Genomic DNA, 22,749 nt, shown 5'->3' on the forward strand with positions numbered 1-22,749 from the left:
GTGCGGGGGCGGGGCGGGTGGATCACTTGAGGTGGACGGGGAGCTCGGCCAGGCCGCGCACCACCATGCCGTCGCCGCGTGCGGGGTCGTCCACGGCGAGCTCCATGTCGAGCGCGGCCAGGGCCCCCACCGCCACCTGGGCGGTCACCCGCGCGAGAGGGGCGCCGATGCAGTAGTGGATGCCGTGGCCGAAGCCGAGGTTGCGCACACCGGGGCGGCGGGTCAGGTCCAGGCGGTCCGGGTTCTCATAGACGCGGGGATCGCGGGCGGCGGCGCCGAGCACCAGCAGGAGGCTCTCCCCCGCCTTGACCGGGCTGTCGCCGACCTTGGTGTCCTCCAGCACGAGCCGGGAGATCATCTGCGTGGGGCCGTCGAAGCGGAGCAGCTCCTCCACGGCCCCCGCGATCTCGCCAGGGTGGGCGCGGAGCCAGGCGAGCTGGCCGGGGTTCTTCAGCAGAGCGAGCATGCCGTTGCCGATGAGGTGCACGGTGAGCGCGTAGCCCGCGCTGATGAGCAGGGTGCAGGTGGTGACCAGCTCGCTCTCGGTGAGCTTGTCGCCCTCCTGCTCGGCCGCCACCAGCGCGCTGATCAGGTCGTCCTCGGGCTCGGCGCGCCGCTTCGCCGCGAGCTCGGCGAAGAAGCGGTTGAACCGCTCGCGCCCGCCCTGCCGCTGCCCCACCTGGTCGCGGGTGAGCATGAAGTCGGGGTCGAGGCCGCGGCCGATCGCGGCCGACCAGGCGCGGAACTCCGCGAGGTTGTCCTTCGGCACCCCCATCAGCTCGGCCAGCAGAATGCTGGGCAGCGGGTGGGCCACCGCCTCCATGAGGTCGACCGGTCCCTCCGCCGCGGCCTCGCGGGCGCCGGCGACGAGCTCGGCCACCAGCCGCTCCGCCCGGGGGCGCAGCCCCTCCACGACCTTGGCGGTGAACGCCCTGCCGACCAGGCCGCGCAGCCGCGTGTGGTCCGGCGGGTCCATGAAGGCGAACTGGCGCACCGGGTTGCCGTCGGCGTCCCTGGCGAAGTGGTCGGCCACCAGCCTGCCGTCGCCCCACCCGCCCCGCGCGTCGGCGAGCGCCTCGACGATCTCGGCGTGGCCGGTCACGACCACCGTGCCCGCGGGGGTGCGCACCACGGGCCCGCCTTCGGCGATCCGGCGGTAGATCGTGTACGGATCGTCGCGGAAGGCCGGGTCGAACGGGTTGAAGGGCAACATCTGCGTGATGATGTACTGCCCCGGGTGCTGCGGCAGCGTGGTCGGCGGCACCTGCGGCGCGGCGGGCACGGGCACCTCGGTGACGCCGTCGAAGGCGACCGGCTTCCGCAACATCACGGTGTGCTTGTTGTCCTTCGCCCACTCGACCGGCCCGGCGGGCCGGATCAGCTCCACCCGGTCCAGCAGGGCTTCCAGGATCAGCCGCACGTCGAGGCGTCCCATCTGCTCGCCCATGCACGTGTGGCTGCTGAAGCCGAAGGCGAGGTGCGGGTTGTGCGCGCGGCGGATGTCGAAGGTGAACGGGTCCTCGAACACGGTCTCGTCCCGGTTGGCCGACGCCCACCAGAAGGTCACCTTGTCCCCGGCCTTGATCTTCGCCCCGCGGAACTCGATGTCCCTGGTGGCGGTCCGCCGGTTGTACGGCGTGGGCGACGCCCACCTGAGGATCTCCTCGATGGCGCCGGGCAGCAGGGAGCGGTCCTCGCGGAGCGCCCGCCACTGGTCGGGGTGCTCGGCGAGGGCCAGCAGGCCGATCGCGATGGCGTTGCGCGGCGGCTCGGTGCCGGCGCCGAGGGTGAGGTTGAAGAACACCTCCCGCTCGTAGGTGCCGAGCGGCGGCTGGCCGGAGTCCGCGGGGATCTCTGCCAGGCCCACGGCCGAGAGGAGGTCGGCCTCGGGCGATGCCCGCTTCCGCTTGAGCAGGCTCGCGCCGTACTGGTAGATCGCCAGCCGCGCCACCTGGGAACGCTCGGTGTCCTCGCCCGCCTCGCGGTCGTCGAAGCCGGTGCTGACGTCGCCCCAGGCCGCGAGCGCGTCCCAGTCCTCCCGGGGCACGCCCAGCAGCCGCAGCGCCGCCTTGATCGCGAACGGCCCGGCGATGTCGCCCACCAGGTCGCCCTCGCCCTTCGCCACCGCCTCGGCGACCAGCGAGTTCGCCAGGTCGCGCAGGTCGGGCTCGACCGCGGCGAGCGTCTGCCCGCTCGCGCCCGGCTGCACCTGCTCCTTGATCAGCCCGTGGCGGGGGTCGTCCATCATGTTGAGGAGCGTTCCGGCGTGTACGCCGGGGGCCAGGTCGTCGATGTGGGTGCCGCCGCCGGCGCGTCCGCCGCCGCCCTGGGAGGAGAAGGTGGGATCGTGGGCGGCCTCCACCATGTCGGCGTAGCGGCTCAGCACCCAGAAGCCCTCGCCGTCGGCGGTCTTGCCCGGCGGGTGGAACAGGATGCCCTCTTGCGCGCGCAGCCTGGTGAAGACGTCGTGCGGGAAACCCGCGGCATACCTGCTGCGGTCCGACAGGTCGTAGCCGCCGAGGACGGGAGGCAGCTCTTCGGATGACATGGGTTATCGCTCCAGGTGAGACGTGGTGAGAATCTTCTTCAAGGCGGCGGTGAGGTGGCCGAGGTCGGCCTCCGGGCCCGCCGCCGCGACATAGCCGTCGGGTCGCAGCAGCACGAATCCGCTGCCCGCCGTGACGCGGTGGCGGTGTTTGAGCACGGTGGGCAACCGCTCGGCGAGTTCGGCGCCGCGCCGGCTCATCGTGCCGCCGTCCGGGCCCATGCCGACGAGCTGGAAACGCCCCGCTGGGTCGGGGTCGAGCGGCCAGGCCGGGCTGCGGGTGCCCGGCTGCGGCAGCCCCTTCGGCGTCCCGGGGCCCGCGAGCCCGAGCGCGTCGGGATAGCGCACCTGCCACCCGGCCAGCATGGGCACGAGCTGCTTGGCCAGCGCGCCGGTGCGGTGCGCCAGGCTCATGAGCGCGTTGCGCACGAGGAGCGCCACCGGCCCGAGCACCGCCCTGCGGGTCATCTTGCCGGTGGCCGCCACCGTCTGCTCCGCCGCCGCGCGCCGCTCGGTGTCGTAGCTGTCGAGGATCGCCGCGTCGTATCTCCCGTCGATCACCCCCGCGAGCTTCCACACCAGGTTGCGCACGTCGGCGAAGCCGAGGTTCAGCCCTTGGCCGCCGGTCGGGGTGTGCACGTGGGCGGCGTCGCCGACCAGGAAGCAGCGGCCCGAGCGGAACCTCGTAGCGATGCGCTCACTGCTGGCGTAGGACGCGGCCAGGCCCACCTCGGTGAAACGCAGGCCGCCCGGCCCGCGCTCGTCCAGCATGCGCTGCGCCGACTCCGGCGTGACGGGCGCCGCGGGGTCGTCGAGCGCGCCGGAGATGCGGGCCCTGCCGCCCGGCAGCGGCGCGATGAGCATCACGCCGGCCCGGCCCAGGTAGTAGTTGACCGCGTCCGGCTCGAACTCCCCCGCGAGCGGCCCCTCGGCGACCAGGAACGACGTGGGCACCTGCGCCCCGGCGAACGCGATGCCGAGGCACTGGCGTACGGTGCTGCGGCTGCCGTCCGCGCCGATCAGCCAGTCGGCCCTGAAGGTCACCTCCTCGCCGTCGGCCCGCCGCGCCGTGGCCGTGACGGTGTTGCCGCCGGCCGACACCGCGGTGACACGCAGACCGCGTTCCACCGTGCCGCCGAGGCGGCGCAGCTCCTGCTCCAGGAGGTCGACCGTCTCCTCCTGCGGCAGGACCAGCGGCGCGTGGTGCGCGTCGAGCGGCAGGCGCAGCACCGTGCCCGGCGCCGTGTGGTAGCAGAGCGCCTGCACGGGCAGGCCGCGCTTGTCGGCTTCGGCGCGCAGTCCGAGCCCGTCGAACAACTCCAGGGAATACGGCCACAGCAGCACCGCCCGCGACCCCGTGGCCGCCTCCTCGGCGGCGTCCACCACCGTCACCGGGATTCCGCGTCGTGCCAGCTCGACCGCCGTCATGAGACCGCAGGGCCCGGCCCCGACGATCAGCACCTTGCTCGTGTTCATCTTGATTGCACCTCAGGCTCCGTCGGGAGGCTCGCCAGCAGGTGCCGGGCGAGCTCTCGGAGGGTCGGATGATCGAAGACCAGGGCCGGCGGCAGCGGCAGACCGGTCGCCCGGCTCAGCCGGCTCCGGAACTCCAGGGCCGTCAGCGAGTCGAACCCGAAGTCGGGCAGGGGGTGGTCCGCGCCGATGAGCTCCGGACCGGGGAGGCGGAGCACGGCGGCGGCGTGGGCGCGCGCCAGCTCAAGCAGCGCCCGCTCCCGGCCCTCCCGGTCGAGACCGGCGAAGAGGTCCGGCAACCTCTCGTCCCCGGGATGTACGGCTGCCGCCCGCGTGGCCGGGGTGTGGCCGGCGGACAACCAGAAGCGGCGGGACTCGAAGGGGTAGGTCGGCAGGTCGATCCGGACGGCAGGCGTGAGCAGCGCCCGCCAGTCCACCGGGGCGCCGTGGACGTAGGCGTGCGCGGCGGCCCGCAGGAAGTCCGCCGGTCCTCCTTGGTCACGTCGCAGCGTGGCCACCACCGCCGCGTCGCCGCCCGCCGCGACGGCGGTCTCCTGGACGCCTGCCGACAGCACCGGATGCGGGGCACATTCCACGAACACGGTGTGGCCGTCGGCCAGCAGCGCCTCCACGGCTTCTGAGAAGCGGACCTGCTCGCGGAGGTTGCGATACCAGTAGGCGGCGTCCAGGCCGGTGGTGTCGAGGTGCCCTCCGGTGACGGTGGAGTAGAACGGGACCTCCGCCGCCTTCGGCACGATCGGCGCCAGGTCGGTGAGCAGCCGCACGCGTACGGCCTCCACCTGGGGCGAGTGCGACGCGTAGGCGACCGGCACCATCCTGGCCCGCACCCCGTCCGCCTCACACTTGGCCAGGAAGTCGTTCAGGAGGTCTGCGGCACCCGCCAGGACGACCGAACGCGGCCCGTTCACCACGGCGACCGAGAGGGCGTCCGGTATCGGCCCTGTGTCGGGCTTACTCCCCGCAGCCGGTGTTGGTCCTGCTCCCGGCTTCGCGGTGGAGGAGGCCGCCAGCCGCGCCGTCACCTCGTCCGCGGACAGGGCAACCGACAACATGCCAGCCCGCCCCGTCAGCCCCGCGACAGCCTTGGCGCGCAACGCCACCACCCGGGCCGCGTCGTCGAGCGACAACGCCCCCGCTACCGTCGCGGCGGCGATCTCCCCCTGCGAATGCCCTGCCACCGCCGCCGGGCGAACCCCGAGTGATCGCCACACGGCCGCCAGCGCCACCATCGTGGCCCACAGAGCCGGCTGCACGACGTCGTCCCTGTCCCAGCCGGGCGCGGACGGGCCGCCGCCGAGCAAATCGATCAGGGACCAGTCCACATAGGGGGCCAGCGCCGAGGCACATCGGCCGGCCTCTTCGGCGAACACCGGGCACGTCCGCAACAGCTCGGCCGCCATCCCCGGCCACTGCGTCCCCTGCCCGGAGAACAGGAACGCCACCCGCGCCCCCTCCGGCGGCACCGCCCCCTCGACGACACCGGCCGACGGCCTCCCCTCGGCCAGCGCGTCCAGCGCGTCCCGCAGTTCGTCAGGGGTCTCGCCGACGAGGACCGCCCGGTGCTCGAAGGCCGCCCGCGTGGTGGCCAGCGACCACGCCACATCGGCCGGATCGAGGGCGGACCGGGCGCGCAGCCCTACGGCTTGCGCCTGAAGAGCGGTGGCGGTGCGGGCGGACAACACCCAGGCGGGCGGGAGCGGCCCCAGCACCGGATCGGCGTGTGCGCCGGGCGAGCCCGCAGCCTGGGAACCCTCACCGGACGAGACCGCAGCCGGCGGACTCGCGGCGGCCGGGGCCGTCTCGGGAGGGGGCTCTTCGAGGATGACGTGGGCGTTGGTGCCGCTGACGCCGAAGGAGGACACGGCGGCGCGGCGTGGTTCGCCGCCTCGCGGCCAGGGGCGGGACTCGGTGAGGAGCGACACCGCGCCCGAGGTCCAGTCCACCTGGGGTGTGGGTTCGTCGACGTGCAGCGTGCGGGGCATCACCCCGTGGCGCATCGCCATCAACGCCTTGACGACCCCGGCCACGCCCGCCGCGCCCGCCGTGTGGCCGATGTTGGACTTGATCGAGCCAAGCCGGAGGGGCCGGTCCTCCGTACGGCTCTCGCCGTACGTCGCGAGCAGCGCCTGGGCCTCGATCGGGTCGCCCAGGGGTGTGCCGGTGCCGTGGGCCTCGACCATGTCGATCTGGCCGGCGGACAGACCGGCGGCGGCGAGGGCGGAGCGGATCACGCGTTCCTGGGAGGGGCCGTTGGGGGCGGTCAGGCCGTTGGAGGCGCCGTCCTGGTTGACCGCGCTGCCCCGCACCACGGCGAGCACGGGGTGGCCGTGGCGGACGGCGTCGGAGAGGCGTTCCAGCAGGAGTACGGCGATGCCTTCACTCCAGCCCGTCCCGTCGGCCGACGCCGCGAACGACTTGCAGCGCCCGTCGGGAGCCAGGCCACGCTGCCGGCTGAACTCCACGAAACCCGTCGGGATGGACATCACGGCCACACCGCCGGTGACGGCGAGGGAACACTCCCCGAGCCGGAGCGACTGGCAGGCCAGGTGAAGGGCCACCAGGGAAGCCGAACACGCCGTGTCGACGGTGACCGCCGGGCCCTCCCAGCCGTAGAAGTAGGACAGCCGCCCCGACAACACGCTCGCCGCCACACCGGTCATCTGGTAGCCCACGACGTCCTCGGTCGCCGAGTGCAGCAGCGCGCCGTAGTCCTGGCCGCTGGAGCCGATGAAGACACCGGTGTGGCCGCCGCGCAGCGTGCCGGGGTCGATGCCGGCGCGTTCGAGCACCTCCCAGGAGGTCTCCAGCAGCAGCCTCTGCTGCGGGTCCATCGCGAGCGCCTCGCGCGGGGAGATCCCGAAGAACGCGGCGTCGAAGTCCGCCACCTCGTGCAGGAAACCGCCTTCCCGCACGTAGGACGTGCCGGGGTGGTCGGGGTCGGGATTGTAGAGCGCGTCCATATCCCACCCTCGATCGGCGGGAAACGGCCCGACCGCGTCCACCTCGCCCGCGACCAGCTCCCACAGGTCCTCGGGCGAGCGCACCCCGCCGGGATAGCGGCAGCTCGCGGCGACGATCGCGATGGGCTCGTGGCGCCGCTGCTCCAGTTCGCGCAACCGCCTGCGGGCCTCGTGCAGCTCGACCGTGGCCCGTTTGAGGTACTCGCGCAGCCTGTCCTCGTTCGTCACCGTCACAGTCCGAGTCCTCCCTCACTGAATTCGGCGTCCAGCAGCCCGAACAGCTCCTCGTCCGACGCGTCGCCGACCCGCTCGGCCATGTCCGGCACGCCGCTCTCCCCCTGGTCCCCGGTCAGCTCCGACAGCAGCGTCTGGAGCCTCGCGGTCAGCCGCAGCCGCTCGGGATCGCCCCGGTCGAGCGTGCCGAGCGCGGTGGCCAGGGAGTCCAGGCCGGCGTCGATCGACGGCCCGCCGCCGGGGCCCGCCTTGGTGTCGAGGTAGGCGGACAGGGCCTCCGGGTTCGGGTGGTCGAAGACCACCGTGGCGGGCAGCGGCAGACCTGTCGCGGCGACCAGCCGGTTGCGCAGGCCTACCGCGGCCAGTGAGTCGAACCCGGCGTCGAGGAACGGCCGCGCGGGCGGGACGGCGTCGGCCGACTCGTGGCCGAGCGCCGCGGCGGCCTCCGCTCTGACCAGGTGGAGCAGGCGCCGCCGCCGCTCGCCTTCGGGCAGGCGGGCCAGTTCGGCCATGAGGCCGGAGGTGTCACCCGGCCCCTGCGCGTCCGGGGCGGCGTTCAGCAGTTGCCGCACCTCGGGCACACCGGTGATGAGCGGCCGCTCCCGGAGCGCGGTGAACAGCGGCGCGAACCTCGCCCAGTCCACATCCGCCACGGTGACCGTCGCGCGGTCCTCCTCGACGGCCTGCCACAGGGCGGTCAGCGCCGCGTCGGTCTCCATCGCGGCGACCCCTCGGCGGCGTAGCTGGTCACGCCGTTCGGGATCCGCCTTCGCCACCTCCTCCCACAGTCCCCACGCGACGGAGGTGGCGGTCAGGCCGAGGGTCCTGCGGTGTGCGGCCAGGGCGTCCAGGTAGGCGTTCGCCGCGGCATACGCTCCCTGGCCCGCGCTGCCCCAGACCCCCGCGATGGAGGAGAACAGCACGAAGGCGTCGAGGTCCCGGTCGAGCAGCAGATCGTGCAGGTGGGCGGCACCTGCCGCCTTCTCCCCCAGCGCCGCGGCGAGCGAGGTGGCGTCGAGATCGGCGAGCGCCGCCACCCCCGGCTCCCCCGCCGTGTGGAACACGGCGGTGAGGTCCGGGAACCCGTCGAGCAGGCCGGCCACGGCTCGCCGATCGGCCAGGTCGCACTCGGCGACCGTGACCTGGCTCGCCCCCAGCGCCTTCAACTCGGCCACCAGGTCCGGTACGGCACCGCCCTCGAAGGCTCCGCCAGGCGTCTGGGTGAGGGCCAGGTGTTCCGCCCCCTCGGCCGCCAGCCGGCGGGCCACGGCGGCGCCCAGGGCGGAGGTGCCGCCGGTGACGAGTACGGTGCCCCGCGGCGTGAAGGCCCGTCGCTTGACGGGGGCCGCCGCGCGGGTCAGGCGGCGCACCAGCAGCCCGGACGACCGGACGGCCACCTGATCCTCGGTCTCCTGCGGCGGACCCGACAGCGCGCGGACCAGGTGGCCGGCCTCACGGGGACCGAGGCTTTCTGGCAGGTCGAGCAGGCCACCCCACAACCGTGGGTGCTCCAGCGCCACCGCCAGCCCGAGCCCCCAGGTCTCCGCCTGGTGGGGTGACCGTACCCCGCCGACGTCGACGGCGCCCTGGGTGGCCAGCCAGAGCGGGGCCTCCACCCCGGCTGCGTCGAGCGCCTTGACCAGCTCCAACGTCTGGGCGGCGGAGGGGCCCCGGTCGAGGGCGAGAAGAGACAGGACGCCGCTGATCCGCCCACGATCAGGGGCCGGGTCGAGCTTGGCCTGCCGTATGACCTCGGCTCCGTGGCGGCGCAATGCCTCGGCGCAGATCCCGGCCGTCTCGTCGGCCGCATCAGGGGCGATCACGAGCCAGGTGCCGTGCAGCCTCGGCGCCTCCGCCGCCTCGGGCATCGGGTGCCATTCGACGCGGTAGCGCCAGGCCTCGGCGCGTTCGCCAGGCGGCTTCGGAGGCGGTTCCAGCCAATAGCGGCGCCGCTGGAACGCATAGGTGGGCAACTGCACCCGCCGCCCGCCCCCGCCGAGTACGGAGCCCCACTCGGGACGGGCGCCGTGCACGTGGGCCGCGGCGAGGGCGGTGACCGCGGCCTCGTCCTCGGGACTGTCCTTGCGCAGGACCGGGATGAAGACACCGTCGTCGACGATCTCCGGGCCCATCGCCGACAACACGCCGTCGGGACCGAGCTCCAGGAACGTCCGCACCCCCGTGGCACGGGCCCTGGCCAGACCGTCGGCGAAACGCACCGCCTCACGCACATGGCGCACCCAGTAGTCCGCGGAGAACTCCGTCACCGGCTCACCGGTCAGGTTCGACACCACCGGGATCGACGGGGAGTGGTAGGTCAGCCCCTCGGCCACGGTCCTGAACTCCGCCAGCATCGGCTCCATCAACTCCGAATGAAACGCGTGGCTCACCCGCAGCCGCCGCACCCGGCGGCCCAGCGCCGACAGCCGGTCGCACACCTCGGTGACCTCGGCGTCGCCCCCGGAGAGGACCACCGCCTGCGGGCCGTTGACGGCGGCGATCGAGACACCCTCGACCAGCAGCGGCTCGACCTCGGCCTCGCTCGCCCGGACTGCCGCCATCGCGCCGCCGGCGGGCAGGGCCTGCATCAACCGGCCGCGAGCGCCCACCAGGGCCACCGCGTCCTCCAGCGAGAGCGCCCCGGCCACATGAGCGGCGGCCAGCTCACCCACCGAGTGCCCCACCAGCACATCCGGCCGAACCCCCCACGAGGCCAGCAGCCGGAACAGCGCCACCTCCACCCCGAACAGACCCGCCTGCGCGAACTCCGTCCGGTCGAGCAGATCGCCGTGGTCCCCGAACACCACATCCCGCAGCGAAAGACCGGGCCGCGCCGCGTCGAAACAGGCCACGACCTCGTCGAAACCCGCCGCGAACACCGGGAACGCGGCGTGCAGTCCACGCCCCATCCCCGCGCGCTGAGCCCCCTGCCCGGTGAACAGGAACCCGACCCCGCCACCCGCAGCCGTGCCCTCGACCACACCGGCCCCGGTCTGTCCCGACGCCAGCGCCGCCAGCCGCCCGGCCAGCTCGGCCCGGTCACGGCCCACCACCGCACCCCGCTGCTCAAGTACGGCACGGGCCGACGACAGCGTGAACGCCACATCCTCGGCCGCCGCCCCCGGATCGGCCCTCAGCCACTCCCCCAGCCGTCCCGCCTGAGCACGGAGAGCGGCCCCGGTGCGAGCCGACAGCGGCCACACCACCAAGCCCCCCGCTTTGCCCCCGCCGGCTGCCGGGCTGACCGGCTCCTCGAAGGGGGCCTCCTCCACGATCACGTGGGCGTTGGTCCCGCTGATCCCGAAGGACGACACCCCGGCCCGCCTCGCCGTACCCCGCCGCCGCGGCCACTCGCGGGGCTCGGTGAGCAACCGCACCGCCCCCGCCGACCAGTCCACATGCGGAGTGGGCTCGTCCACGTGCAGCGTGCGCGGCAGGGCGCCCTCCCGCAGCGCCATCACGGACTTGATCACACCGGCGACGCCGGACGCCGCCTGCGTGTGCCCGATGTTCGACTTGATCGACCCGAGCCACAGCGGCCGGTCGCGCTCCTCGCCGTAGACCGCGAGGAGCGACTGGGCCTCGATCGGGTCGCCCAGCGCGGTCCCGGTGCCGTGGGCCTCGACCGCGTCCACGTCCGACGCCGCGAGACCGGCGTCGGCGAGAGCCCGCCGGATCACCCGCTGCTGGGAGGGGCCGCTGGGCGCGGTGAGCCCGTTGGAGGCGCCGTCCTGGTTGACGGCGCTGCCCCGTATGACGGCCAGGACCTGGTGGCCGTTTCTGCGCGCGTCCGACAGCCGTTCCAGCAGCAGGACGCCGGCGCCCTCACTCCAGCCGGTGCCGTCGGCGCCCGCCGCGAACGACTTGCAGCGGCCGTCGGGGGAGAGGCCCCGCTGCCGGCTGAACTCGACGAAGGTGCCGGGGGTGGACAACACAGTGACGCCGCCCGCGAGTGCGAGCGAGCACTCGCCGTGGCGGAGGGCGCGGCAAGCGAGGTGCAGGGCCACCAGTGACGACGAGCATGCCGTGTCGACGGTGACGGCGGGGCCCTCAAGGCCGAAGGTGTAGGCGAGCCGCCCGGAGACGACGCTCCCGGCGGTGCCGGTGCCGAGATAACCTTCGAGCTCACCGGGCACGGCGGGCAGCAGGGTGCCGTAGTCGTGGTACATGACGCCGGCGAAAACCCCGGTGTCGCTGCCCTGGAGGGACGTCGGGTCGATGCCGGCGCGTTCGAAGAGCTCCCAGGTGGTCTCCAGCAGCAGCCGCTGCTGCGGGTCCATGGCGAGGGCCTCACGGGGGCCGATGCCGAACAACTCGGCGTCGAACCGGTCGGCGTCGTAGACGAACCCGCCTTCCCGCACATAGCTGGTGCCGGGTTTGTCGGGGTCAGGGTCGTAGAGCGCGTCGAGGTCCCAGCCGCGGTCCGCGGGGAACGACGAGATGGCGTCGCCACCCGTGGACACCAGCTCCCACAGGTCCTCCGGCGACCGCACCCCGCCGGGATAACGGCAGCTCATCGCGACGATCGCGATCGGCTCACCCTCGGCGGAGGCCACCCGCGCGACGGGAGCCGCGGCCTCCGGCGCGCCCGCGGTCTCGGCCGCCACGTAGGCGGCCAGCGCCGCCGGAGTCGGGTGGTCGAAGACCAGGGTGGCGGGCAGCCGCGTCCCGGTGGCGGCGTTCAGCCGGTTGCGCAGCTCGACGGCGGTGAGCGAGTCCACCCCGAGGTCGGTGAACTTGTTGCCGGGCGGTACGGCGTCGGCAGAGGGGTGGCCGAGCACGGAGGCGACGAGGGAACGCACCGCGTCCAGGGCGATCCGCTGCCGTTCCGCCTCATCGGCAGCCGCCAGCCGCCGGGCCAGCGTGGCCCCGCCCGCCTTGCGCCGAGGCCGGGACCGGATCAGGCCGCGTAGCAGCGGCGGCACCGGTGCCTCGTCCTGCCCGCCGCGCAGCGCCGCGAGGTCCAGGTGGACCGGCAGCAGCACCGGCTCCCCCAGCGGGAGCGCCGCGTCGAACAGCGCGAGGCCTTCGCTTTCTGTGAGCGGTACGGCTCCCGCCCGCGCCAGCCGGGCCCGGTCGGCGTCGCCGAGTGCTCCGGCCATGCCGTGCTCCCACATGCCCCACGCGAGGGAGGTCGCGGGCAGCCCCTCGGAGCGGCGATGGGCGGCCAGCCCGTCGAGGAAGGCATTGGCGGCGGCGTATCCGCCCTGGCCCGCGTTGCCGAAGGTGGCGGCGGCCGAGGAGAACAGCACGAAGGCCGTCAGAGGGAGATGCGCGGTGAGCTCGTGCAGGTGCCAGGCGGCGTCCGCCTTGGGGCGCAGCACCCGGTCGAGGCTCTCGTCCGTCAGCGAGGTGAGCACGCCGTCGTCGAGCACACCCGCCGCGTGCACCACCCCCGTCAGCGGGCGACCGGCGAGGAGCGCGGCGAGCGAGTCCCGATCGGCCACGTCGCACGCCTCGACCTCCACCCGGGCGCCGAGGGCGGTCAGTTCCGCCACCAGTTCACCGGCTTCAGCGCCCCCTCGGCGGCTGGCCAGCAGCAGGTCCCGTACGCCGTGCCCGGTGACGAGGTGACGGGCGATCAGGCCGCCGAGCGCGCCGGTGCCACCCGTGACGAGGACCGTTCCGCCGCCCCAGTCCACGCCCTGCTCCGGCGAGGGCGGTACGGCACGGGCCAGCCTCGCCGCGTGGAACACCCCGCCGCGCAGTGCCAGTTGCGGCTCGTCCTCGGGAAGCAGCTCCGGTAGCTCCTCGGCCCCCGCGTCCACCAGCACGAACATCCCGGGGTGCTCCGACTGCGCCGACCGCACCAGTCCCCACACCGCCGAGGCCACCGGGTCCGAGGTTTCTTCGGTCACCACCGCCAGCCGGGCACCCGCGGCGCCGTCTCCCTCCGCCCAGGCGCGCAGCGCCGTGAGCACCTCCGTGAGCGTGGCACGCACCGCCGACGGGACGTCGGAGGTGGACGGCCGCGCCACCCGCAGAATGGAGGCCGGGGCCGAGCCGCCGTTCTCCGGCACCGGCGCCCACGTGACGCGGAAGAGGGCACCGGGGGTGTCCCGCAGGCGTTCCGCGGTGTAGGGGCGCAGCGCGAGGCTCTCGATCGTGGCCACGGGGTCGCCGGTGTCGTCGGTGAGGGCCACCGACACCGCGTCCCGGCCGACCGCCGCCATCTCGACCCGAAGCACCCGCGTTCCGGTACGGCTGCGCCGTACTCGGTCGAACGCGAACGGCAACCTGCCGCTGCCGGTGTCAGGCAGCACCCCGAGGCCCGCCACGTGCAGGGCGGCGTCGAGGAGAGCGGGGTGCAGGCCGAACCCATCCGCGGCCAGTTCTCCGGGCAGGGCCACCTCGCCGTAGAAGCGGTCGCCGTGCCGCCACGCGGCGCGAAGCCCCCGGAAGGCCGGGCCGTAGTGGAGGCCTGCGGCTGCCATGTCGTCGTAGAGGCCGGTGACGTCGAGTTCCTCGGCTCCCGGCGGGGGCCACTCCGGCGTGTGAGCCGGGATGCCGGCGGTGTCCGGCGTCAGCACACCTCTCGCTTGCCTGGTCCAGGGCAGGTCGTCCGGGGCGTCCCACTCGCGGGAGAAGACGCCGAAGGTGCGGCGGCCCCCCTCGTCCTCGCCGGCCACTGAGACCTGGATTCGGCGTTCCCGCCCTTCCGGCAACGTCAGCGGGAGTTCGACGACCAGTTCGCCGAGGGTGTCGCAGCCGATCTCGTCACCCGCGTGGAGGGCGAGTTCGGCGAATGCGGTGGCGGGGAGGGTCGGGATCCCGGCGACGACGTGGTCGGCGAGCCAGGGGTGGGTGTTCGTGGAGAGGGACCCGGTCATGACCACGCCGTCGCCCTCGGCCAGGGGGACGGTCACGTCCAGCAGCGCGTGCCCGGCTGAGGGTGCGGACTTCGATGTCAGCCAGTAGTGGCGGTGTTCGAAGGGGTAGGTCGGCAGGTCCACCCACCTGCCCGAACCCAGCATCCGCCAGTCGACCTCCACGCCGGACACGAACGCCCGCGCGGCGGCCTCCATCGCGCTGTCCGCCTCCAGCCTGCCCTTGCGCAGCAGCGGGATGAACACGCCGTCCTCGACAACGTCCGGTCCCATGGCCGACAACACGCCGTCGGGGCCGAGTTCGAGGAACGTCCTCACCCCCGTGGCCCGGACCCGGCTTAGACCGTCGGCGAAACGCACCGCCTCACGCACGTGGCGCACCCAGTAGTCGGCGGAGAACTCCGTCACCGGCTCGCCGGTCAGGTTCGACACCACCGGGATCGACGGGACGTGATAGGTGAGCCCCTCCGCCACGCTTCGGAACTCCGCCAGCATCGGCTCCACGAGGGGCGAATGGAACGCGTGGCTCACGCGCAGACGCCGCGCCGAGTGGCCTGTCTCCTCCAGGCGGGCCACGACGGCGGACACCTCGGCCGCGCCGCCCGACAGCACGACCGCCCCCGGACCGTTGACCGAGGCGATCGCCACACCCTCGACGAGCAGCGGCCTCACCTCGGCCTCGCCCGCCCGGACGGCGGCCATCGCGCCTCCGGCGGGCAATGCCTGCATCAACCGGCCGCGGGCCTCCACCAGGGTGACCGCGTCCTCAAGCGAGAGCACCCCGGCCACATGAGCCGCCGCCAGCTCACCCACCGAGTGGCCCAGCAGGACGTCCGGCCGAACCCCCCAGGAGGTCAGCAGCCGGAACAGCGCCACCTCGACCGCGAAGAGACCTGCCTGGGCGAACTCCGTACGCTCCAGCAGCTCTCCGTCGTCCCCGAACACCACATCCCGCAGCGACCGGCCCGCCGCCTCGAACCCAGCCATGACCTCGTCGAACGCTTCGGCGAACACCGGGAACGCGGCGTGCAGCCCACGCCCCATCCCGGCCCGCTGAGCACCCTGACCGGTGAACAGGAACCCCACACCCCCGGGCACCACAGCCCCGGCCGTGCCCAGCTCCGCTAGCCTCTCGGCCAGCTCACCCCGGTCCCGCCCGACCAGCGCTGCCCGATGTTCGAGTACGGCACGGCCCGACGCCAGCGAGTAAGCCACGTCCTCGGCCGCCACATCGGGGTTGGCCTTCAGCCACTCCCCCAGTCGCTCGGCCTGGGCACGCAGAGCGGTCCCGGTGCGTGCCGACAACGGCCACACCACCAGGCCGGTCCCACCGCCGCCGTCTTCCGGACCGGACTGCTCGGCGGGTGCCTCCTCGACGATGACGTGGGCGTTGGTCCCGCTGATTCCGAAGGACGACACTCCGGCACGCCTCGCCGTACCGCGTCCATGCCACTCACGCGCCTCGGTCAGCAGTTCCACCGGCCCCGCCGACCAGTCCACATGCGGGGTCGGCTCGTCCACGTGCAGCGTCGGCGGCAGGACACCCGCACGCAGCGCCATCACCATCTTGATCACACCCGCCACACCGGCGGCGGCCTGCGTATGGCCGATGTTCGACTTCAGCGACCCGAGCCAGAGCGGCCGGTCCCGATCCGAGCCGTAGGTCGCCATGAGGGCCTGCGCCTCGATCGGGTCCCCCAGCACCGTCCCCGTGCCGTGCCCCTCCACGGCGTCCACGTCCGCCGCCGTCAAGCCCGCGTCCGCAAGCGCACGCCGGATCACCCGCTGCTGCGAAGGCCCGTTCGGCGCGGTCAGGCCGTTGCTCGCCCCGTCCTGGTTGACCGCGCTGCCCCGCACCACCGCCAGCACCCGCCGGCCCGCCCGCACAGCGTCCGACAACCGCTGCACCACCAGGACACCGACGCCCTCGCCCCACCCGGTGCCGTCCGCCGCCCCGGCGAACGACTTGCACCGCCCGTCAGCCGCCAGACCGCGCTGGCGGCTGAACTCCACGAACAGGCCGGGGGTGGCCATCACCGTGACCCCGCCCACGAGAGCCATGGAGCACTCGCCCTGGCGCAGCGCCCGGATCGCCCAGTGCAGGGCCACCAGCGACGACGAACACGCCGTGTCCACCGTCACCGCAGGCCCTTCCAGACCGAACGTGTAGGCGAGGCGGCCCGACATCACGCTCGCCGCGCCGCCGGTCAGCAGGTAGCCGTCCGAGCCTTTGTCCGCCTGGTCGTAGCGGGGGCCGTACTCCTGGTACATGCCTCCGACGAAGACGCCGGTGTCGCTGCCGCGCAGGCCGGCCGGGTCTACTCCGGCGCGTTCGAACGCCTCCCACGAGGTCTCCAGCAAGAGCCGCTGCTGCGGGTCCATCGCCAGCGCCTCACGCGGCGAGATCCCGAAAAATCCGGCGTCGAAGTCGCCGGCGTGGTGCAGGAAGGCCCCCGAGCGGGTGTAGGAGGTGCCGGGGTGGTGGGGGTCGTCGTCGAAGAGGGTGGCGAGGGGCCATCCCCTGCCGGCGGGGAAGGGCGAGGTCGCGTCCCCGCCGCCTGCCACCAGGTTCCAGAGGTCCTCGGGGGAGGTGACGCCGCCGGGGAGGCGGCAGGCCATGCCCACGATGGCGATCGGCTCGCCGTGGCTCGCGGCCGGGGCCCGCACGGGCGGGGCGGCGGCGGTGGTTCCGGACAGCTCCTCGTGCAGGAAGCCGGCCAGAGCGTTCGGGGTCGGATAGTCGAAGACGAGGGTCGCCGGGAGGCGGCGGCCGAGGGCGGTGGTCAGGCGGTTGCGGAGTTCGACCGCGGTCAGCGAGTCGAAGCCGAGGTCCTTGAAGCCGCTGCCGAGGCCGACCGCCTCGGGGGAGCTGTGGCCGAGCACCGTGGCGACGTGCGCGCGCACGAGGTCGGTGAGGGCGCGGCGGCGTTCGGGCTCGGGCAGGGCCGCGAGGGTGGAGGACAGGGGGGCGGTGCCGTACACCCGCCCTGCCGTGCGTCGTGTGCGGGTGCGAATCAGGCCGCGCAGCATCGGGGGCGGCTCTTCGGCCGCGTCGCGCAGGGCGGCCAGGTCGAGCCGGATCGGCAGCAGGGCGGGCTCGTCCACGGTCATGGCGTGGTCGAGCAGGGTCAGCGCCTCGGCGGACGACAGAGCGCCGAAGCCCGAGCGGTTCATGCGTGCGCGGTCGCCGTCGCCGGCGGTCGCGCTGATGGTGCTGCGTTGTTCCCACAGGCCCCAGCCGAGGGAGATCGCGGGGAGTCCTTGAGCACGCCGGTGAACGGCCAGGGCGTCGAGGAAGGCGTTGGCCGCGGTGTAGTCGCCCTGCCCGGCGTTGCCCAGGGTGCCCGAGGCGGAGGAGAACAGGATGAAGAACGACAGGTCCAGGTCCCGGGTCAGCTCGTGCAGGAACCACGCGGCGTCGGCCTTGGCGCGCAGGACGCGGTCGATCTGCTCGCCGGTCAGGGAGCCGACGATGCCGCCCTCGACCAGCCCGGCCGCGTGGATCACGCCGGTCAGGTCGGCGCCGATGCCCTCCACGACCTGCCGCAGGGCCTCGCGGTCACCCGCGTCGCAGGCGGCGACGGTGACGTCGGCGCCGAGTTCCCGCAGCTCGCGGGCGAGTACGGCGGCGCCGGGGGCGTGCTCGCCGGTGCGGCTGAGGAGCACCAGGCGGCCTATGCCGTGAGCCGACACGAGATGCCTGGCGACGAGACCGCCGAGTGTTCCCGTGCCGCCGGTGATCAGCACGGTGCCGCCGGGGCCGGCCGGCGCGGGCAGGGTGAGGACCACTTTGCCGACGTGCTGCGCCTGGCTGACGAAGCGGAAGGCGTCGGCGGCCCGCCGTACATCCCAGGTGCGCAGGGGTGGGAGCCGCAGCGTGCCGTCCGCGAAGAGGGTGAGCAGCTCGCCGAGCATGCGGCGGACGAGTTCGGGCCGCGCGCGCATGAGGTCGAAGGGCTGGTAGGCCACGGGGAGGCCGGCGGGGTCGCGCAGGTCGGTCTTGCCCATCTCCATGAAGCGCCCGCCTCGCGGCAGCAGCCGCAGCGAGGCGTCCACGAAGTCACCCGCGAGGGAGTTCAGGACGACGTCCACCCCCCGGCCCGCGGTCGCCGTGCGGAAGTGCGCTTCGAAGTCGAGGGTCCGGGAGGAGGCGATGTGCCGGTCGTCGAGGCCCAGGTCGCGGAGCACGCCGTGTTTGGCGGGGCTCGCGGTGGCGAACACCTCCGCGCCGAGGTGGCGGGCGATCTGCACGGCGGCCGTGCCCACGCCGCCGGTGGCGGCGTGGATGAGCACGGCCTCGCCGCGCCGGAGTCCCGCGAGTTCCACCAGCCCGTAATAGGCGGTGAGGTAGGCGATCGGTACGGCGGCGGCCTGCTCGAACGTCCAGCCTTCCGGCATGGGGGCGAGGACCCGGTGGTCGGCGACGGCGGTGGGCGCGAAGGCGCCGCCGAAGAGGCCGAACACCCGGTCGCCCGGTGCCATCCCGGTGACGCCAGGGCCGACCTCGGTGACCACGCCCGCGCCTTCGCCGCCGAGCGGCACGTCGTCGGGATACATGCCGAGGGTGAGGAGTACGTCGCGGAAGTTGAGCCCGGCGGCGCGCACCCGGACGCGCACCTGGCCCGGCGCGAGCGGTTCCCTGTCGTGCGCGGCGAGGGTGAGGGCGTCGATGGTGCCCTTCGCCGCGGCCTCCAGCCGCCAGTCGTCCCGTCCGACGGGTGGCACGAGCCCGGTGAGGGAGGTGCCGAGCCGGGCCGCGTAGATTGCGCCGTCGCGGACGGCCAGTTGCGGCTCGCCCGTGGCGAGGGCTCCGGCCAGGGTGGTGTCGTCGGTGCCGGGGTCGATGTCGATCAGGGTGATACGGCCGGGGTGTTCGGCCTGCGCGCTGCGGATCAGGCCCCACGCCGCCGCGGCGGCGGGTTCGCCCGGCATGACGGCGCCGGCGGTGATGACGGCGAGGGGCTCATCGGCGTCATCGTCCAGCCAGCTCCGGACGGCGGTCAGGGCTTGGGCGACGGTGGCGCGGGTGGCCGTGAGGACGTCGTCCGCGAGGTCACACGAGATGCGTACGGAGCGACCGTGCCACGGGGCCGGGTCGCCGGCCGGGATCGGGACCCAGGTGAGCCTGTAGAGCGAGTCGGGGGTGGAGGGCCGGGCCGCCACCGCGCCGGCCTGCCGCATGACCAGGGTCTCGACGGAGGCAACCGGTGCGCCGGTGCCGTCCGCCGCCTCCAGCGACAACGCGCCCGGCCCGGCGGGCGTCAGCCGTACACGCAGCTCGGCGGCGGCTGAGGCGTGCAGCCGCACACCCTCAAAGGAGAACGGCAGGCGCCTGCCCTCACCCTCGTGCACGGCGGCGAGCGCGTGGAGGGCGGCGTCGAGCAGCACGGGGTGCAAGCCGTAGCGGCCGGTCTCCAAGGGAGCGGGCGGTGCCACCTCGGCGTAGACGACCTCGCCGTCGCGCCAGGCCCGCCGCAGTGCCCGGAAGGCCGGGCCGTAGGTCAGGCCGCGGTCGGCCAGGGACGTGTAGACGCCTGTCAGGTCCACCGGCTGTGCTCCGGGCGGGGGCCAGACGGCGAGGCCGGCGGCCGGGGCCCGGTGTCCTGCGGGCGACAAGGTGCCACCGGCGTGGTGGGTCCACTCGTCGGCGCCGACGGGGGAACCGTACACGTCGACCGTACGGCTGCCGCCCTCGTCCGCGTCGCCGACGAGGATCTGGACCTGGACGCCCTCGGAGCCGGTGAGCACGACAGGGGCGTGCAGGGTCAGCTCGTCGAGGTGGTCGCATCCGACGTGGTCTCCCGCGCGGACGGCGAGCTCGACGAACGCGGTGCCGGGGAGGACGACCGTGCCCAGCACGGCGTGGTCGGCCAGCCAGGGCTGCGACGCGATCGAGAGCCGGCCGGTCAGCAGGAAACCGTCGCCCCCGGCCAGGGACACCGCCGCTCCGAGCAGCGGGTGGTCGGCCGAGCCCAGGCCCGCGCCCGCCAGGTCGGCCGCCCCCTGCGTGGGCGGCAACCAGTAGCGTTCGCGCTCGAAGGCGTAGGTCGGCAGGTCCACCCGCCTGCCCTGTGTTCCCCACTCGACGGGGCCACCGGAGACGAACACGTTTGCGGCGGCCTCTGCGGCGCTGTCCGCCTCGGGCCTGCCCTTGCGCAGCACCGGGACGAACCTGCCGTCCTCCACGACGTCCGGGCCCATCGCCGACAACACGCCGCCGGGGCCGAGCTCCAGGAAGGTCCTCACCCCCGTGGCCCGGGCCCTGGCCAGGCCGTCGGCGAAACGCACCGCCTCACGCACGTGACGCACCCAGTAGTCGGCGGAGAACTCCGTCACCGGCTCGCCGGTCAGGTTCGACACGACCGGGATAGACGGGCGGTGGTAGGTCAGCCCGCCGGCCACTCTCCGGAACTCCGCCAGCATCGGCTCCATCAGCGCCGAGTGGAACGCATGGCTCACGCGCAGCCGCCGCGCCTTCCGCCCCTGGGCCGCGAGACGCTCGGTGACGGCGGTGACGGCCTGCTCGACGCCGGACAGGACGACGGCCTCGGGGCCGTTCACCGCGGCGATCGAGACCCCCTCGGTCAGCAGCGGCCTCACCTCGGCCTCGCCCGCCCGGACGGCCGCCATCGCGCCTCCGGCCGGCAACGCCTGCATCAGCCGTCCACGTGCGCTGACCAGGGCGACCGCGTCCTCAAGGCCGAGCACTCCGGACACGTGAGCGGCTGCCAGCTCGCCCACCGAGTGGCCCACCAGCACGGCGGGCCGCACTCCCCACGAGGTCAAGAGCCGGAACAGCGCCACCTCGACCGCGAACAGACCGGCCTGCGCGAACTCCGTCCGCTCCAGCAGCTCTCCGTCGTCCCCGAACACCACATCCCGCAGCGACCCGCCCGTCAGCCTGTCGAAGCAGGCCACCACCTCGTCGAACGCCGCCGCGAACACGGGAAACGAGGCGTGCAGCTCACGCCCCATCCCGGCCCGCTGGGCGCCCTGCCCGGTGAACAGGAACCCCACACCGCCACGCGCCGCCGTGCCCGTGACCACACCGGCCCCGGTCTCTCCCGACGCCAGCGCCGCCAGCCGCCCGGCCAGCTCGGCCCGGTCGCGGCCTGCCACCGCGGCACGGTGATCGTGTACGGCACGGGCCGAGGTGAGCGTGAACGCCACGTCCTCGGCCGCCACCTCGGGGTTGGCCTTCAGCCACTCCCAGAGGCGTTCCGCCTGAGCACGAAGAGCGGCCCCGCTGCGGGCCGACAGCGGCCACACCACCATGCCCCCACCGGTTGCCGGGGCGGTCTGCTCCTCAGGGGCGGCCTCCTCCAGGATCACGTGGGCGTTGGTCCCGCTGATCCCGAAGGACGACACTCCGGCCCGCCTCGCCGTACCCCGGGCCGGCCACTCGCGCGCCTCGGTGAGCAGTTCGACCGTCCCCGCCGACCAGTCCACATGCGGAGTCGGCTCATCGACATGCAGCGTCGGCGGCAGAACACCCGCACGCAGCGCCATCACCATCTTGATCACACCCGCCACACCGGCGGCGGCCTGCGTGTGGCCGATGTTCGACTTCACCGACCCCAGCCACAGCGGCCGGTCCCGATCCGAGCCGTAGGTCGCCATCAGGGCCTGGGCCTCGATCGGGTCGCCGAGAGTGGTGCCGGTGCCGTGGGCCTCGACCGCGTCCACGTCCGACGTCGCGAGACCGGCATCCGCTAGTGCCTGCCGTACCACCCGTTCCTGGGAGGGACCGTTGGGGGCGGTCAGGCCGTTGCTGGCGCCGTCCTGGTTGACGGCGCTGCCGCGCACCACCGCCAGCACGCGCCGACCGGCCCGCAGGGCGTCGGACAGCCGTTCCACCACGAGCACGCCGACGCCTTCGCCCCAGCCGGTGCCGTCGGCGGCGCCCGCGAACGACTTGCACCGGCCGTCGGCCGCCAGCCCCCGCTGCCGGCTGAACTCCGTGAACGTGTCCGGGGAGGCCATCACGGTCACGCCGCCCGCCAGGGCGAGCGAACACTCGCCGCGCCGCAGCGACTGCACGGCGAGGTGCAGGGCGACCAGCGACGACGAGCAGGCCGTGTCGATGGTGACGGCGGGCCCCTCGAAGCCGAAGGTGTAGGCGACGCGGCCGGTGGCGATGCTGGCGGCGTTGCCGTTGCCGATGAATCCCTCGAGTTCCTCCGGGATGGTTTTCAGGCGGGAGTGGTAGTCGTGGTACATGAGGCCGGTGAAGACGCCGGTCTTGCTGCCTTTGAGGGTGGACGGCACGATGCCGGCGTGTTCCATCGCCTCCCACGAGGTCTCCAGCAAGAGGCGCTGCTGCGGATCCATCGCCAGCGCCTCACGCGGCGAGATCCCGAAAAATCCGGCATCGAAATCAGCTGCGTCGTACAGGAACCCACCCGACCGCGCATACGACGTGCCCGCCCGATCGGGATCCTCGTCGAACAGCCGCTCCAGATCCCACCCCCGGTCCACAGGGAACCCCGACACCCCGTCCCGCCCCGACGCCACCAGCTCCCACAACTCCTCAGGCGAGGACACCCCGCCGGGGAACCGGCACGCCATCCCCACGATCGCGACGGGCTCGCGATGCCGCTCCTCGACTTCACGCAACCGCCGCTGCGCTTCCTGCGCCTCGTTGATCGCCCGCTTGAGGTAGGTGCGCAGTTGCTGCTCGTTCGACATG

4 protein-coding genes are annotated in these 22,749 nt (G+C 73.8%); all 4 read right to left on the minus strand.

Features of this window, described 5'->3' with window-relative positions:
• Nucleotides 1-22 precede the first annotated feature (22 nt).
• Genes Ssi02_RS38910 through Ssi02_RS27405 form a run of 4 tightly spaced genes read right to left on the minus strand, consistent with a single transcriptional unit; the run spans nt 23 to nt 22,748 of the window.
• Nucleotides 23-2,548 carry a cytochrome P450 gene (locus Ssi02_RS38910; RefSeq protein WP_239129813.1) on the minus strand — a complete coding sequence of 842 codons (2,526 nt, stop codon included), beginning with the start codon at nt 2,546-2,548 and terminating at the stop codon, nt 23-25.
• Between the two features lie 3 nt (nt 2,549-2,551).
• Nucleotides 2,552-4,021: an FAD-dependent oxidoreductase gene (locus Ssi02_RS27395; RefSeq protein WP_204030449.1), complete on the minus strand. Its 1,470-nt coding sequence runs from the start codon at nt 4,019-4,021 to the stop codon at nt 2,552-2,554.
• The gene (locus Ssi02_RS27400) at nt 4,018-7,233 is read right to left on the minus strand and encodes a type I polyketide synthase (protein ID WP_204030450.1); all 3,216 of its coding nucleotides are present in this window, start codon (nt 7,231-7,233) and stop codon (nt 4,018-4,020) included. Before Ssi02_RS27400 ends, Ssi02_RS27395 begins: the two co-directional genes overlap by 4 nt.
• Nucleotides 7,230-22,748, minus strand: a complete 15,519-nt coding sequence (locus Ssi02_RS27405; RefSeq protein ID WP_204030451.1) for a type I polyketide synthase — start codon at nt 22,746-22,748, stop codon at nt 7,230-7,232. The genes Ssi02_RS27400 and Ssi02_RS27405 overlap by 4 nt, the downstream gene beginning before the upstream one ends.
• Nucleotide 22,749 lies beyond the last annotated feature (1 nt).

It is taken from the genome of Sinosporangium siamense, assembly GCF_016863435.1.
GTDB lineage: Bacteria > Actinomycetota > Actinomycetes > Streptosporangiales > Streptosporangiaceae > Sinosporangium > Sinosporangium siamense.

Excerpts from the sequence above, each read along its gene's own strand:
- Ssi02_RS27395 (WP_204030449.1), bottom strand. The coding sequence starts at position 4,021 with ATGAACACGAGCAAGGTGCTGATCGTCGGGGCCGGGCCCTGCGGTCTC.
- Ssi02_RS38910 (WP_239129813.1), bottom strand. The coding sequence starts at position 2,548 with ATGTCATCCGAAGAGCTGCCTCCCGTCCTCGGCGGCTACGACCTGTCG.
- Ssi02_RS27405 (WP_204030451.1), bottom strand. The coding sequence starts at position 22,748 with ATGTCGAACGAGCAGCAACTGCGCACCTACCTCAAGCGGGCGATCAAC.